The sequence below is a fragment of the Treponema berlinense genome, from assembly GCF_052273165.1.
Classification (GTDB): domain Bacteria; phylum Spirochaetota; class Spirochaetia; order Treponematales; family Treponemataceae; genus Treponema_D; species Treponema_D berlinense_A.
In genome coordinates this window covers 85,902-100,927 of record NZ_DAVZIU010000002.1, presented here as the reverse complement: position 1 = coordinate 100,927, position 15,026 = coordinate 85,902, and the positions used below count along the sequence as shown (strand labels likewise).

Annotated in this window: 14 protein-coding genes; 12 read left to right on the top strand and 2 right to left on the bottom strand. The window is 38.7% G+C overall.

The genetic code is table 11. The features are described 5' to 3' along the window. Positions 1 to 23: 23 nt before the first annotated feature. From ACT6XC_RS01645 to ligA, 4 genes are all read left to right on the top strand, one after another. Entirely contained in the window at positions 24 to 1,187 is a 1,164-nt protein-coding gene (locus ACT6XC_RS01645) for a hypothetical protein (protein ID WP_443737164.1), read from the top strand. A 5-nt stretch (positions 1,188 to 1,192) separates the two neighbouring features. Further along, the gene (locus ACT6XC_RS01640) at positions 1,193 to 1,861 is read left to right on the top strand and encodes a hypothetical protein (RefSeq protein ID WP_443737163.1); all 669 of its coding nucleotides are present in this window, start codon (positions 1,193 to 1,195) and stop codon (positions 1,859 to 1,861) included. A 74-nt stretch (positions 1,862 to 1,935) separates the two neighbouring features. Next, complete coding sequence (gene trmB / locus ACT6XC_RS01635; protein ID WP_443740630.1) at positions 1,936 to 2,601, top strand: tRNA (guanosine(46)-N7)-methyltransferase TrmB; 666 nt, start codon at positions 1,936 to 1,938, stop codon at positions 2,599 to 2,601. Positions 2,602 to 2,647: 46 nt separating this feature from the next. Continuing rightward, the gene (gene ligA / locus ACT6XC_RS01630; protein WP_443740580.1) at positions 2,648 to 4,585 is read left to right on the top strand and encodes an NAD-dependent DNA ligase LigA; all 1,938 of its coding nucleotides are present in this window, start codon (positions 2,648 to 2,650) and stop codon (positions 4,583 to 4,585) included. Between the two features lie 45 nt (positions 4,586 to 4,630). On the opposite strand, the gene recJ is transcribed toward ligA, so the two are convergent. After that, a complete protein-coding gene (gene recJ / locus ACT6XC_RS01625) occupies positions 4,631 to 6,772 on the bottom strand; it encodes a single-stranded-DNA-specific exonuclease RecJ (RefSeq protein WP_443740579.1) in 2,142 nt (713 codons plus the stop codon). Between the two features lie 31 nt (positions 6,773 to 6,803). Then, positions 6,804 to 7,589 (bottom strand): DNA repair protein RecO, encoded by a 786-nt coding sequence (gene recO / locus ACT6XC_RS01620; protein WP_443740578.1) that lies wholly within the window; start codon positions 7,587 to 7,589, stop codon positions 6,804 to 6,806. A 99-nt stretch (positions 7,590 to 7,688) separates the two neighbouring features. On the opposite strand from recO, the gene ACT6XC_RS01615 reads away from it, so the two are divergent. From ACT6XC_RS01615 to truA, 8 genes are all read left to right on the top strand, one after another. After that, the gene (locus ACT6XC_RS01615) at positions 7,689 to 7,886 is read left to right on the top strand and encodes a DNA-directed RNA polymerase subunit omega (protein ID WP_443740577.1); all 198 of its coding nucleotides are present in this window, start codon (positions 7,689 to 7,691) and stop codon (positions 7,884 to 7,886) included. 301 nt (positions 7,887 to 8,187) lie between these two features. Beyond that, a complete protein-coding gene (gene dxs, locus ACT6XC_RS01610; protein ID WP_443740576.1) occupies positions 8,188 to 10,125 on the top strand; it encodes a 1-deoxy-D-xylulose-5-phosphate synthase in 1,938 nt (645 codons plus the stop codon). After that, on the top strand, positions 10,122 to 10,940 hold the full coding sequence (gene folP, locus ACT6XC_RS01605; protein WP_443740575.1) for a dihydropteroate synthase: 819 nt from the start codon (positions 10,122 to 10,124) through the stop codon (positions 10,938 to 10,940). The genes dxs and folP overlap by 4 nt, the downstream gene beginning before the upstream one ends. A 1-nt stretch (position 10,941) precedes the next feature. Beyond that, positions 10,942 to 11,757, top strand: a complete 816-nt coding sequence (gene cdaA / locus ACT6XC_RS01600) for a diadenylate cyclase CdaA (RefSeq protein ID WP_443737157.1) — start codon at positions 10,942 to 10,944, stop codon at positions 11,755 to 11,757. Beyond that, positions 11,735 to 12,784, top strand: coding sequence for a CdaR family protein (locus ACT6XC_RS01595; protein ID WP_443740629.1), 1,050 nt, complete (start codon positions 11,735 to 11,737; stop codon positions 12,782 to 12,784). Before cdaA ends, ACT6XC_RS01595 begins: the two co-directional genes overlap by 23 nt. Continuing rightward, a complete protein-coding gene (acpS, locus tag ACT6XC_RS01590) occupies positions 12,784 to 13,173 on the top strand; it encodes a holo-ACP synthase (RefSeq protein WP_443740574.1) in 390 nt (129 codons plus the stop codon). Before ACT6XC_RS01595 ends, acpS begins: the two co-directional genes overlap by 1 nt. A gap of 33 nt (positions 13,174 to 13,206) precedes the next feature. Next, a complete protein-coding gene (locus ACT6XC_RS01585; protein ID WP_078929798.1) occupies positions 13,207 to 14,112 on the top strand; it encodes a DUF2225 domain-containing protein in 906 nt (301 codons plus the stop codon). Positions 14,113 to 14,153: 41 nt separating this feature from the next. Next, on the top strand, positions 14,154 to 14,927 hold the full coding sequence (gene truA / locus ACT6XC_RS01580) for a tRNA pseudouridine(38-40) synthase TruA (RefSeq protein WP_443740573.1): 774 nt from the start codon (positions 14,154 to 14,156) through the stop codon (positions 14,925 to 14,927). The last annotated feature ends 99 nt before the right edge of the window (positions 14,928 to 15,026 follow it).

Here is a 15,026-nt window from a genome sequence, read left to right as displayed (position 1 = left end):
TAGAGCCACTAGTTGGAGAAAAGATGTCTGCTGAAAAAAAATTTTCACTTAATCTACCGCTCAAAGTCATTTTGACAGAAGAGGGAGCATCACATTTTATCAGTCATAAAATAAAACTTTTGCGTTTCAGGCTTGCTGACAATATTGAAGAATATGGAATTTCGCTGAATCCATTTTCACCTCAGTCTTTGCAAAATATGATTTTGGTGAATTATATTTCAAAAATTGAAATTTCTATGTCGGAATTTGTTTCTGTTCGTCAGGAAGTTATGGATCTTTCAAAAGTTGTGGTTTATTCACTTCTTTACAAACAATTTGACCGCCAACTTTTTGCGGATTTTATTCAAACCGATGCTGTTCAAAAGCACAACCGTAAAAATCCTACTCAGTTGATTGATGAACGCACAAAAATGTCAGAAAACCAGCTCAGACAGATGCTTGCTTCTCAAAAGGCGAATGTTCAGCTTGCAAAAAAGGAAATTTTGGATCCAGTCTGGAAATCTTTGATGGAAAATAAAGACTATTCTCTCGAAGAAAAAAACATCTATCTTCTTATGACAGAAAAATTTTTGAACCGTCTTTCTTTGATGAACTGGTACATAATTACAAAATTCTACCGTACGGAAGGTTTTTCTCAAATCAATATTGCAATTCGCCATCTTCTTCAGGTTTATATGGAAAAGAGCCGTGTTGCCGAATATATTTCAATTCTTGTAATGGAGCTTGCCCTCAACAGTGAAAATACAAATATGCGTAAGGAAGCAAAGCGTATGTTTGCAGGAATTGAAGATGTTGATACGCTTATTTACGATCCTGAGCAGCGTGAAAAAATTGTTGCCGAATTAAAGCGCAACCACGAGCAGGTTTTTATTTCTTGGAAACTCGGTGGCGGTTCGTCTGCAATCGGAAAGCAAGGAAGGCTTCAGATTACTCTTTATAATAAAGATGATGAATTTCAGGAAGTAAAGGAAAATATCGAATCGAAGGCTTCTGCCGATACTAATAAAAAATCGCTGATTGACTTTTACCGTGAATTGCCAGAAGGTCAGGAAAGCACAGATCTGGGACTTTATTACCTTTCTTACCTTGATGATGCCTGCAAAAAAGTGAACGTAAAATTTGAATCAATCGTAAATCAGTTCTCTTCAAGCGATTTGACGGTCATAAACCTTATTTTTAATTTTTAGGTCAAATGAAAAACCCTCGAAATTTAAAAATAAGCAGTCTGTCTTTTTGTCTCCCATTGTGTCTGATTTTGACAGGTTTTCTTTTTTCGTCGTGTTCCGAATCGTCCGCAAATATTCTTTCTGTAAATGCGAGCGTTGTTTTTGATTACAAAGATGAAAAATCGCTCCCAGAAACAAGTCTTTCCGTCTTTGTTCAGGGCGAATACGAAGCTCAGAGGGCGGATTTTCTAAAAATTACAGAAATTGAGGAAAATTACAGTTGGAATATTTATTCTCCGGTTATTTTTGAAAGCCAGGACAAAAACTGGATTGGTTATCCGTCTTTGCTCGCGCCAGAACGCAAGGTTATAAAAAATGGTGAATATGAAGTTTTATATACAGATGCCGCTGGAAACGAAGCTGAAGAAAAATTTTTTATAAAATATAACGAAGAAATTCTTAAGTCAAAACCAGAAAATGTCCGCAAGGCAGCTGGCATAAATTTAAGTGAAGTTGTCATTCTTTTTGACAAAAACATGAACATGCTTTTTTATGGAACTGCAAAAAGAGCCTGGAAGAAAAATTCTGATATTTTAAAAGAATACAGTCGGGCTTTTTTTAAAAGACGGATTTTGACGGATACTTCCGGAGCTGTCGTTATAAAACTTCCTCTTGAAAATTTAATTGAAAAATAAAAAAAAGGATTTGATTTATGAGTGAAATTGCAGAAACAGAAAATAAAAAATGCTCGCTTTCTGCCGAAGAGTCGATGAAGCGCACAATCCGCACCTTTGCAATTCGTGCTGGTCATTTTACAGCTTGCGAAAAAAAAGATTATGCCCAGCTTTTACCGATTTTTGGAGTTCAATACAAAGAAGACGTTTTGGATTTTGAGAAAATTTTTGGAAATAAAAATCCTGTAGTAATCGAAATCGGCTTTGGAATGGGAAAAGCTACTGCGATAATTGCAGAAAATAATCCTGATATAAACTATCTCGGTCTTGAAGTTCATAAGCCTGGAGTTGGAAAACTTCTTGGAGAAATTAGGACACGGAATTTAAAAAATATCCGCATAATCGAACACGACGCAATGGAAGTTTTGGAAAACATGATTGCTCCTGAAAGCGTCGATGCTTTTCATATCTTCTTTCCAGATCCGTGGCAGAAAAAACGCCATGAAAAAAGACGGTTGATTCAGAGACCGAGAACGGACTTGATTGCTTCACGCTTAAAAAAAGACGGTTATCTGTATTTTGTTACGGACTGGCTTCCTTACGCGGAATTTGGTTTTGAGCAACTTGAAAAAACCCCTGGTCTAAAAAACAAATATGAAGGTTACGCTCCTCATCAGCAGTGGCGACCTGAGACTCGTTTTGAGCAAAAAGGAATCGATGCAAACCGCGTAATCAACGAGATGATGTTTATAAAGCAGTAATTTGCCAAAAATTGTGAGAGCGTCAGCCTTAAAAAGAGAGGTTTTTATGGGAGATCTTTTTGACATAGGTCAAAGCGCAAGAATTTCAGAATTAGTTAGTTTAATAAAAAAATATCAGGCTTCTTATTACAACGGGGAAGCGGAAATTTCGGATTTTGAATTTGATAAACTCTGGGATGAATTAAAACTTTTGGATCCGAAAAATTCTGTTCTGCAAAAAGTTGGAGCGGACAGCGGGAATTTTGCAAAAGTGCGCCATATCATGCCTATGGGAAGTCAGGAAAAAGCCGCCGATCCTCAGCAGTTTTTATCATGGACAAAAAATCATTCTTATTCAGAATATCTTGTTGAATATAAACTTGACGGTGCAAGTCTTGAGCTTCAGTTTGAGCATGGAATTTTAAAAGTTGCAGTAACTCGCGGAGACGGGACTGTCGGCGATGACATTACTCTTAATGCAAAAAAAATGCACGGAGTTCCAGCAGCACTTTGCTCTTTAGATGGAAAAATTCTTGATTATACGGGTGGCGTGCGTGGCGAAGTTATAATGACGCATTCTGTTCATGACAGTTTGTATGCCGATAAAGCGAATTGCCGAAATGCCGCCAACGGTCTTATGAAAAGAAAAGACGGTCTTGGAAGCGAAAATCTAAAACTCATTACTTACGATGCTTGGGCTTCGGACGGAAATCAGCCTTTTAAGGATGAAGAGGAAAAAATCATCTGGCTTAAAAACTGCGGATTTAATGTTGTTCCTTTAAAAATTTGCCATTCAGCAGATGAAGTGATTGAATATCGCGCATCTGTTATGGAAGAAAGAAAAAATCTTGAATACGACATAGACGGACTTGTTGTAAAAGAGCGGACAATAAACCATGCAGACGCAAGTCGAGCGCGCCCAGACAGACAGATTGCATTTAAATTCAGCCTGGAAGAAGCGGTGTCTGTTCTGCGCAAGGTTGAATGGAGTGAATCTGGATCAACTTATACTCCTGTAGCTGTTTTTGATGAAGTTCAGCTGAATGGAACTACAGTGCAGAGGGCGTCTCTTTCAAATCCCGAAACAATGCGAAGGCTCGGTGTAAAAATCGGAAGCAAAATCGTCGTAGTAAAGCGCGGAGAAATAATTCCAAAAATCGAAAGCGTCGTTCCAGAAGAAAAAGGGCAGGTATTTTCAGAAATTCAGATTCCAGAAAAATGTTCCTGTTGCGGTTCAAAACTTACGGACGAAGGAACAAGGCTTTTTTGTCCAAATAAAAACTGCGAAAAAAGAATTTTGCATCAGCTTCTAAAATGGATTAGCGTGATTGACATTCGCGACCTTGGTGAAACTTTGATAAAATCGCTTTTTAATTCTTCCAGGGTGCGTTCGATTAGCGATTTGTATACTCTTACAGTTGAAGAACTGACACCGTATTTTTTGAATGAAGAAAGCCTTCAAAAAGAAAAAGAAAGTCTTGGAGCGCAGAAAGTTTATGATTCAATTCAATCTCACAGAAAAGCAAAATTAGCAACCTTTATTGCGGGTTTTGATATTGAAGACATGGGCGAGACTATGATTCAAAAACTTGTGGACAGCGGATTTAACACTTTGGAAAAAATGCTTGGAGCTAAAGTTGAAGATTTTGCAAAAGTCTATGGATTTGCAGAAATTTCTGCCAGAAATTTTTTTGAAGGTCTTGAAGAAAATAAAGACGAGCTTATTTTTCTCTCTAAAAACTATATTCAAGTTGAAGAAGGCATTTCTTCTGGTGTTTTTGCAGGTAAATCTTTTTGTTTTACTGGTGAACTTGTGACGATGAAAAGGCTGGACGCCGAATCCCTCGTAAAGAAAAACGGCGGAACCTGCAAATCGTCTGTCACAAAAGATCTTTCTTATCTTGTAACAAACGATACTGCAAGCGGTTCTTCAAAAAATGTAAAGGCCGCAAAATTAGGAATTCCAGTAATTACAGAAGAGCAGTTTCTGTCTCTCTTAAAGTAGTTCTGCCTGCGAAGCAATTGCAAATTCTTAAAATCAAGCTGGATTCTACTTGTTTATCAATTGTGTTTCGGACAAAATCATCTGCGGAGTTACATTTCCGTTAAAGACGTTGCGCTGAATCTGATACAAAATATTTATCGAATCTCCCTTGTCAAAGTCTCTATGAAGCCGTTCGCTTTCGCCAAAGAATATTGCTGGCCATTTTGTTTCTCCAGCGTCAAGAATCAATTTCAGGTGAATTGGCTCTGGTTTTCCCATGAGAATTCCGTCTTGAATTTTCATTCCCTGACTCAAAAATGTGAGTTCTGGATTTTCTTCGCCGTAAGGCTCAAAACGGTCGATTATATTTAAAATTTCTGGTTTTAGATATTGAGGAGGGAGTTCGGCATCGATTTCGATATTTTCGCTTTCTTCTTCGTCGTTCAGTTCAATTTCTTTGCAGAGCAGTTCAAGTCGTTTTTTGAATTCTTCCATCTTGGATTCTTCAAAACTGAATCCTGCCGCAAGGTTGTGTCCACCGTGATTTATAAAAATATCGGACATTTTGTCCAAAAATGGCGGAAGCAAAAATCCACGGCAACTGCGCATTGAGCCGATTGCAATTCCATCGACAACCGTGACTGCCATTGACGGAATTTTATATGTTGAAGTAAGTCTTCCTGCAAGAATTCCTGAAACTCCGCGGTTTATGTCTTTGTCGATTATTACGCAGAGTTTTCCATCGTAGTGTTTTATGCTTTCTTCTGCTGTTTTTGAGGCGATTTCCCAGGCTTTTTGACCGAGTTCTTTTCGTTTGCAGTTCATTTCGAGTATTTCGTCAGCAAGCCTGTCTCTTTTGTACGGATCTTTTTCGAGAAAAAGTTTCATTCCAAGTTCTGGCTGTCCGAGGCGTCCTGTGGCATTTAAAACAGGAACTACATTCCAGCTTAATTTTGTGCTTGTCACCGTTGTGCCCAAAAGTTTTAGTTTTGAGAGGAGTTCGATTAAGCCTGGACGCGCATTTCCTGAGTTTATTGATTTTAGCCCCTGTCTGACGATTATGCGGTTTTCGTCTTTGAGAGGCATTATGTCTGCGAGTGCGGCAAGCGCTGCAAGCTGAAAGTCTTTTTCTTCCTGAATGCTGTCTTTTGGAAATTGTTTTGCAGTTACAGTATTGATGTAGGTTACAAAAATATTGAAAAATGTTTCAATCTGTGTTCCGTCAGTTTCGTTGTATTTTGCGAGAATTGACGCTTTTTTTAAATCTAAAAGGCTTTTTTCTGAAAATTGAGGAAATATTTTTGAAACTTCATTTCTGAGGTCGAGAACGTTGAATTCGATTGCAGAACCGAAAGTTTCGCTCAAAACTTTCATGGTTTCGCTTTTGTTCCATACAAAAATCTGTTGTCCTGTCAAAAAGGAAAGAAATTTTGTCTTTGAAAACGGCACGCTCAAGGGAACTATTTTTTGAACTAAAATTTCCTGTTTTACGAGGTTCCGGACTTTTAGGCATTCAATAACGTTCTCTTCGTTTTCTTTGCGCGCTGTAAGCAGGCAGATTTCCTGTTTGTAAAGCTCAGATTTTGTAAAGCGGAGGGCTGCAGCGGTTTTGCAGGCGATTGCTGCTCCAGAAATATCGTGGAAAGGATATTGTGAATTTTCGCATTTTTGGTCAACGATTATTGCCGGACTTGGAAGCTGTTCGGGAGGGTTGTGGTGGTCAAGAACTATCGTGTCGATTCCGAGCTCTGCCGCATGGGCGATTTCTGCGTTGTTTGAAATTCCACAGTCAACCGTAATGATGAGCGTTCCGTTTTTTTTGTAAAATTCGTCTACGGCTTCGATTGAAAGTCCATAACCGTCATTTCCGCCTGGAAGTCTCCAGTCAACTTCGATTCCCATAGACTTGAGCTGTTCGTATAAAATCGTAGTGCTTGAAATTCCGTCTACATCGCGGTCTCCAAAAATCAGGACGATTTCTCCTTCTTCCTGAGCCTGAAGAATTCTATCAACGGCGTCTTCCATCGCTGAAAATTCAAACGGATTGTGCAAAAATCTTTTGTCGTCTTCCAAAAAATAAAGTATGTCGCTACTTTTTGTAATTCCGCGGCGAATTAGAATTGAAGCGGTGATTGCGTCAATTCCGTATTTTTGTGTCATTTCGTTTACTGATTCTTTTAGAACCGGTTTTTTAATCCATTTTTTCATTTTATAATCCTGTTTTTATTTTTTTTGCAACTTAAAGAATAGCAATTCCTGATTCAAGCGAAAGGAATCTTGTTCCGCATACATTTTGAATTAAAAAATAGCAAAAGTCTTTTAATTCAATCATTGTTTTTTCATCAATTATTATTTCGCGGACATCTTTTGGTTTTAGAACCGAAACTGCTTGAAGATATGTTAACGAAGTTTTGGAAAGAAAAAAACTGTTTCGATTTTCTGTTTGTGTGTTTGAAAGACAGTCTCTGCACACAAATCCGTTTTCGCGTTCGCTGTACATTCCGCAGAAAATTTGCGCGTTTTGGTCAATTTTATCTGATAAAAAAGATTTTCCGCATTGGCAGCAGAATTGCGCGTCTGGTCTCATTCCTAAAATTCCTGTGTAACGCCACAAAAAACGGATAAGACCGAGCCTGCTATTGTTTTCTGTGCTCTGTTCCATTCCGTCCAAAAGTCCATTAAAAAGATAGAATGCCTGCTCTGGGCTTCCTGCGCAGCGTGATTTTATTATGATTTCCGAAGCAAAACTTGCCGCATAGGTTTTAAAAAGATTTTCTCTAAACGATGGATGATAGGATTTTACGTCAAAATCGGTTATTTTGCAGGAGTTTTTTGTTTCGTCTTTGTAAAGATATGCAGTTCCGCAGTTAAATGGGCTTACAAGCGAACGAAATTTGCTTTTTGGGCCACCATAAAGAGTTGCGTAAACAATTCCGTCTTGAGGTGTAAGGAGTGTTACAGAACGGTTGTTTTCTCCAGATTGTTTAAGAGCAAGAATTGTTGCAAAAGTAGATGAACTGCGCATAAATTTATTATAATTTGAAAAACTGATTTAATAAATACTAGACAGCATTTTTAGATTATAATATAATCGAGTATTCATATTAACTTGGGGGATAGTGTAATGATTTTTCCTTTGGAACAGCTTGTAAAATTTTCAGGAAACGTTTATGAGATTACTGTCGCAGCAAGTCGCCGTGCTTATCAGCTGGCAATGATGAAAGATGCAGAAATTGACCGCAATGATGGTAAAGTTGTATCTCTTGCAGCAAAACAGGTTTTTAACAACACTATTCAATACAAAAAAATTGAACAAAAGTAATTTACATCGATTTTAATCTCTTGACGAAAGACTTTAAATTGATGATAATTAGTATACTAATTTGATTAAGGAGTGCCCATAATGCCTTGTGGTAAAAAAAGAAAGCGCCAGAAGATGGCTACACATAAGCGCAAGAAGATGCTTAGACGCAATCGGCATAAGAGCAAGTAACATCTTTTTTGGTGTTTTGATATATGCCCGTAGAATAGACCGCGGTAGTTTTTTACTTCGCGGTCTTTTTTTTCTTCAAAATTGTAAAAATCATTTTTTTGTCTTACAATAAAAATAATAGAAGATTGTTATGTTGCTTTCCAAAATAAATTCGCCCGATGATTTAAAAAAACTCCCGGAAGACCAGCTTCCGAAACTTTCAGAAGAAATTAGAAAAAAAATTATTGAAGTAGTAGGAAAAAACGGTGGACATCTTGCTTCAAACCTTGGTGTTGTTGAGCTTACGATTGCGCTTCACAGGGTTTTTAATTCGCCGGAAGATGCGATAATTTTTGACGTAAGCCATCAGTGCTATGTGCACAAAATGCTCACCGGTCGTTTTACGGATTTTTCAACTATAAGGCAAAAAAATGGACTTTCTGGTTTTACCAGAAGGACTGAAAGTAAACATGATTTTTTTGACAACGGTCACGCTTCTACTTCGATTTCTCAGGGGCTTGGGCTTTTGACAGCCTGGAATTTACAGAAAAAAAAAGGAAAAGTTGTTGCTGTAATCGGCGATGGCTCTTTGACTGGCGGACTTGCGCTTGAGGCTATGAACCATGCAGGCCAACTTGGAAAAAATCTTATAGTTGTTTTGAATGACAACAAAATGTCAATCAGCGAGAATACTGGAGCTGTTTCAAAATATCTTTCCAAACTTACGATGTCTGGTTTTTATCAGAATATTCGACACAAAATTGACCTTGCGCTTTCAAAAATTCCAAATTCAAACAGGCATATCGGAAAATTTGTCTACAGATTTAAGCGCTCTCTAAAGGCTCTTTTTTTAAGCAATAATTTTTTTACGGATTTAGGTTTTGAATACGTCGGACCTTTGGATGGACACAATATCGGTGAACTAGAAAATGTTTTTAAGGACGTGAAAAAACTTCAAGGACCAGTCGTAGTTCACGTAGTTACAAAAAAAGGAAAAGGTTATTCTCCTGCGGAAAACGATCCAGCTGCTTTTCATGGAATTGGACCGTTTTTAATTTCTGACGGAAAAGTTGAACATTTTGATACGATGAGCTTTACCGAATGTTTTAGCCAGACTTTGCTTGAGCTTGCGGAAAAAGATAAAAAAATTACTGCAATTACGGCGGCAATGGCAAAAGGAACAGGACTTGATGCTTTTGCAAGGCGTTTTCCGGAAAGATTTTTTGATGTTGGAATTGCCGAAGAGCATGCGGTAACTTTTGCTTCTGGACTTGCGGCTGGCGGACTAAAGCCTGTTGTTGCAATTTATTCAACTTTTATGCAGCGGGCAGTCGACCAGATTATCCACGATATTGCATTGCCGGAATTTCCGGTGGTTTTCTGTTTAGACAGGGCAGGACTTGTTCCGAGTGATGGAGAAACTCACCAGGGCATGTTTGATATTGTGCTTTTGAGGACTATTCCGAATTTAACAATGCTTTCCCCTGCAACTGCTGTTGATTTTAAACTCTGCCTTGAATGGGCGCTTTCTCAAAACAGGCCTGTTGTGCTCCGCTATCCAAAATCGACTTGTCCGACAGAATTGAAATGTTTTTCTCAAAAAATTGAAGAAGGAAAGGGCGTTTACGTAAAATGCGAAGAATTTGCGCCTGCCTTGAGCTTGAAGTTTGATGAAGATGAGCTGGAAGATGTTTCAGTTCAAAAAAAGAAAAAGTCAAAATCCGTTCTTTTTGTTTCTACAGGAAGCATGCTTTCGGAAGTGATTCAGGCGAGCCGCAATCTTATGATTGAAAACATTGAGGCTGATATTTATTCACTGAGATTTTTAAATAATGTTGATGTAAATCATCTTTTTGAATATGCAAAAAATCGGGATGCGGTTATATTTGTTGAAGACGGAATATGCCATGGCGGTGTGAGTGAAGAGCTTGAATATGAATTGTTAAAACGTGGATTTAATAAAACTGCGGTCAATGCTTTGCCGGAAAAATTTTTAAGTCAAGGAACTCGTGGCGAAATCTGCGAAGATGTAAAAATGGATCCGAGGAGCCTTGCAGAATGTGCTTATAAGGTGGTTTATAGAAAATGATTTCACTAAAACTTGCAGATAAGACGATTACGACAGAAAAAAATGCTTTCGTAATGGGAATTGTAAATGCGACTCCAGATTCATTTTGGGAAGGAAGTCGTGGCGGGACTCAGCTGGCTCTTGAACAGATTGAGCAGGGCGCGGATATTATTGACCTTGGCGCAGAATCTACAAGACCTGGCTCTCATTATGTGAGTGAAGATGAGCAGATAAAAAGGCTTATTCCGGTTTTGAGCGAAATCCGCCGTCATTCAGATATTCCCGTTTCGATAGATACGAGAAAATATTCTGTCATGAAAGCCTGCCTTGACGAAGGTGCTGACATTTTGAACGATGTTTCCGCCCTTGAAGATGATGAAAAACTTGCAAGACTGTGCGCGGAATCAAAAATTCCTGTAATTTTAATGCACAAGCGTTCAACTCCAGACGTTATGCAGAACAATACCGAATATCAGGATATTTTTAAGGAAGTTGACCTTTATTTGCGTCAGAGAGTTGAATACGCTTTAAAGCAGGGCATTTCTTCTGATAAGATTATCGTTGATCCAGGAATCGGTTTTGGAAAGAATATGACGGACAACTGCACTTTAATCAGAAGATGCGGACAGCTGTGCGATTCAAAATATCCGGTTTTAATGGCTCTTTCTCGAAAAACTGTAATCGGTCAGCTTTGCAACAGTGAAATTCAGGACAGAATGATTGGAACTGTTGCGGCGGATTTGATTGCCGTTATGAACGGAGCAACTCTTGTCCGCGTGCACGATGTAAAAGAAGCTGTGGATTCTCTGAATGTTTTAAAAGGAATTGGAGTATAGATTGAACGAATTTGAAAATCTTCTTCATATTTATGATTTTATACGGCCGTTTTTAGATATTGGTGTAATGGCCTTTATTTTGTACAAGGCATACGAAATAATTGTAAAAACGAATGCCCTTCAGATAATAAAAGCCGCAATTGTCGTTGCAATGGCCTATGCTGTGGCGCTTTTGCTTCATCTTTCAATGCTGCTATGGGTTCTTCAAAAACTTGCTCCTGGACTTGTTGTCTGTTTTGCGATTGTATTCCAGCCGGAACTTAGAAAGGTTTTCTTAAAGCTTGGACAGAGCCAGTGGTTCACTTTTGGAAACCGCTCAAGGCATACTTATGTCGATACCGTAATCATTGCCGCCGAAATGCTTTCAAAAATGAAGAGAGGCATGCTCGTTGTTTTTACACGCCATACCAAAATTGATGACATCATCGAAACTGGAACACGTCTTGACGCAGACCTTTCAAGCGCTCTTCTTGTGACGATTTTTGGTCATGACACGCCTTTGCATGACGCCGCCTGCGTCGTTCAGAACGGAAAAATAATCGCCGCAGGCTGTTTTTTGCCTTTGAGCGAGCAATATGATATAAAAAAAACATTCGGAACAAGACACCGTGCCGCCCTCGGAATGAGCGAAATAAGCGATGCCGTTGTTCTTGTCGTTTCAGAAGAGTCGGGAGCGGTTTCCCTTGCTTACGACAGCCAGCTTCACTACGATTTGAACCCGAATCAGATTACAAAACAGCTTGAAAAACTGTTGGAAATGACACCTGCGCAAAAAACGATAGAGGACACAATTGATGAAAATAAAGGACTTTATTGAAAAAATTACGGAAAACTGGCCGGTAAAAGCGAGTTGTGTTCTGCTTGCAATATGTATTTACGTTTTTTATACGCTTTCTCTTCAAGATTCCAGGTCTTTTACAGTTCCATTAAAAATAAAAAACGGTTCAGGAATTGTGCCAGTAAGTCCATATCCTGCAAATGTAAAAATCAAGTTAAAAGGGAAGACCGAAGATATTGCTTCTCTTCAAAAAAATAACTTTTCCGCCTATCTTGACCTGAATTATTTGCCAAAAGACGGAGTTTACAAACTTCCTGTTCTTGTTGAGCTTCCTCAGCAGGCCCTTTTGTTGGATACACTTGAAGTTACAGTTTCGCCTCAGGAAGTCAATTTAAAAGTTGAGGAAAAAATTTCAGCCTTTGTGCCGGTTTTGCCTCTAATAAACGGAAGTCCTGCGCCTGGCTATGAGATAAAAAACATTACTGTAAAACCAGATACAGTTGAACTTACAGGCCCGCGTTCAATGGTTCAAAACTGCACGAGACTTCAGACAAAGGCTGTTTCTGTAAAAAATGCGGATAAAAGTTTTGCTTCCCCTGTTTTGCCAGAAAATCCAGGCTCGTATTTAAGATTTAAAAATAGTGAAGAAAAACTTACGGTTACGGTCGAAATTGCGCCTGTCGTTTCGGAAAAAAGTTTTTCTGTTGAGACGATAGAAGTAAAATCTTTGTCGAAAGAATTTGTAGTTTCATCTCAAAAAAATTCTGGAATTTTGAATTTAAGTGGAAATCTGGTCGATTTAGAAAAATTCAGCGTTTCTCAGGGGACGCTTTTTGTAAATGCGTCGGAAATTTCTGAGCCTGGAGTTTATGAGCTTGATGTAAAAGCGTCAGTTCCTGCAAAATTTACAGTTCAGGATTTTTCTCCTAAAAAAATAAAAGTTGCCGTCGAAAAAATTAAGGTAGTAGATGAGCTTGAAGAGAAAGTTGGCGATGTGATTACGTCTCCGGTGAATGAAATTCTTCCAGAAAAAATTGAATTGACAGGCGGACAGTCAGGCGAATAATGGTTTACGGAATTGGAACGGACATTTGCGAAGTAAGAAGGTTTGAAAAATGGCTCAAAAAACCAGATCTGTTTTTGCGTTTTTTTAACGAAAATGAGCAGTTTTCTGGTGATTTTAATCAAAATGAAGGAGCAGCCTGCCGTCACTATGCTGCCCGTTTTGCTGCAAAAGAGGCTTTTTCCAAGGCCATGGGAACAGGTTTTACCGGCCTGAGCTTGAATGATTTTTATGTTGCCAAGGATAAAGCCGGAAAACCGTTTTTTGAATTTGGAGAAAAAACTAAAAAAAATATTGAAGCCAAAATAGGAAAAGACATCAATATTCAGCTTTCTATAAGCCACGAAAAAGAATATGCAGTTGCTTTTGTTATAATCGAAAAATTGAGTTAAAATACTTTTATAAAATAAAAATCTGGAGAATCTATGTTGTACCGCAGTTCAAAAAAAGTTGAAAATCCTGGAAAAAAGCCAAAGATTTCCTATTGGTCAAAAAACAGATGCCATTGCCCGGTCTGCCAGAACAATTTTGAGCGTGAGGAAATGCTTTCTGGTTCTGGACGAATGATTGCCGGAGAACTGACTGACGAACTGCACCGCGTTTTTGAACCTTCTGCAAAATACGGTCAGATTTATCCAGTGATTTATTCAATCGGAGCCTGCCCAAAATGCCATACTGCGCTTTTTTGGAGCGATTTTGAAGAAATTCAGGATAATAATTCTCTCAATGCGCTTTTAGCGGATAGTAAGAACCGCAAAGAAATTGTAAACAATATGTTTCCTTATTATGAATTGACGAGAGAACGAAACCTTCTTGACGGAGCGGCAATGTATTATCTTGCGCTTCTGTCTTACGAAAAAGTGGATCTTTCGTATGCGCCGACAATGAAAAGGGCGATAATTTCGCTTCGTTTGGCATGGATTTGCCGCGATTTGCAGAAAATTGTTCCTGAGCATAATTATGACTATGCGGCCGAAGTTTTTTACAGAAAAGCCCAGTTTTTTTACGAGCAGACTTTGATTAACGAAACTCAGAGAATCGAAACGATTGCAAAAATTACGAATTTTGGACCTGACATAGACAAAAATTACGGTTATGACGGCGTAATCTATCTTAATTCACTTTTGGAATACAAATATGGACAAAAAGAAGACATGCAGATGCGCTATAAAAAGCTTGATGCAAACAAACGTTCTATTGCCCGAATTTTTGGACTTGGAAAATCTTCAAAATCAAAACCAGGACCGCTTTTGGAAAAATCTCGTGACCTTTACGACAAACTGACAGCAACCTTAAACGAAGCCAACGTTATTTCGGTTGACGATGAATAGAGTTTTTTGAAAATTCAATTTGCGAAAAAAAGGCGGTTATTTTGCGTAATATACTTTTGACTATTTCTTATGACGGAACCGATTTTTGTGGCTGGCAGCGGCAAGATTTTGCAGATAAGGGAAAAGCTGTCAGAACTGTCCAGCAGACTGTGGAAGATGCGCTGGAAAAACTTCATAAGCAAAAAATTTCTTTGCAAGGTTCTGGAAGAACTGACAGCGGAGTCCATGCTTTTGCGCAGGCAGCGAATTTTTATTCTCCAGTGGATTCGATTCCAGTAGAAAAATATCCTGTAGCTTTAAACTGTTTTTTGCCAAACGACGTGCGGATTATGGAGGCAAGGGTGGTTGACGAGGATTTTTCTGCCAGAAGAAATGCAACAAGCCGTGTTTACAGGTATTTTATAAATACAGGAAAACCTTTTGCAAGCCAGATGAGATATGTTTGGCCGATTCATTACAGACCAGATATTGAAAAATTGAATAAGATGGCCGAATGTCTGCATGGCGAAATTGACTGTTCGACTTTTGCCGCGGCTGGCGATCAGAGTGTTTCGATGTTCCGTTATATTGATGATGCGCATTTTTTTTACGAAGGTGAAAATCTTGTTTTTCAAATTGAAGCGAATGCCTTTTTATGGAAAATGGTCCGCTCGATTACAGGAAGCCTGATTTATTTTGAGCGGATGGGGAAAGATGCTGAGTTTTTTAAGAAAATTTTGGAAAGCAAAGAACGAAAAAATGCAGGTCCAACGGCTCCGGCAAAGGGACTTTTTTTGCACGAAATAAAATTTGACGGAATTAGGCGTCATATTTGAGTTTTTTTTCGCGCCAGGAATATGGAGGGCAGCGAAGCTGGTGCAAAGCACCGAGGGCACCGAAGCCCGTAATACTCCGACCCGCAAAAGCGGGTGGCG

Coding starts and splice junctions, on each gene's coding strand:
- ACT6XC_RS01645 (WP_443737164.1), top strand. CDS start 24: ATGTCTGCTGAAAAAAAATTTTCACTTAATCTACCGCTCAAAGTCATT.
- ACT6XC_RS01640 (WP_443737163.1), top strand. CDS start 1,193: ATGAAAAACCCTCGAAATTTAAAAATAAGCAGTCTGTCTTTTTGTCTC.
- trmB (WP_443740630.1), top strand. CDS start 1,936: ATGAAGCGCACAATCCGCACCTTTGCAATTCGTGCTGGTCATTTTACA.
- ligA (WP_443740580.1), top strand. CDS start 2,648: ATGGGAGATCTTTTTGACATAGGTCAAAGCGCAAGAATTTCAGAATTA.
- recJ (WP_443740579.1), bottom strand. CDS start 6,772: ATGAAAAAATGGATTAAAAAACCGGTTCTAAAAGAATCAGTAAACGAA.
- recO (WP_443740578.1), bottom strand. CDS start 7,589: ATGCGCAGTTCATCTACTTTTGCAACAATTCTTGCTCTTAAACAATCT.
- ACT6XC_RS01615 (WP_443740577.1), top strand. CDS start 7,689: ATGATTTTTCCTTTGGAACAGCTTGTAAAATTTTCAGGAAACGTTTAT.
- dxs (WP_443740576.1), top strand. CDS start 8,188: ATGTTGCTTTCCAAAATAAATTCGCCCGATGATTTAAAAAAACTCCCG.
- folP (WP_443740575.1), top strand. CDS start 10,122: ATGATTTCACTAAAACTTGCAGATAAGACGATTACGACAGAAAAAAAT.
- ACT6XC_RS01595 (WP_443740629.1), top strand. CDS start 11,735: ATGAAAATAAAGGACTTTATTGAAAAAATTACGGAAAACTGGCCGGTA.
- acpS (WP_443740574.1), top strand. CDS start 12,784: ATGGTTTACGGAATTGGAACGGACATTTGCGAAGTAAGAAGGTTTGAA.
- ACT6XC_RS01585 (WP_078929798.1), top strand. CDS start 13,207: ATGTTGTACCGCAGTTCAAAAAAAGTTGAAAATCCTGGAAAAAAGCCA.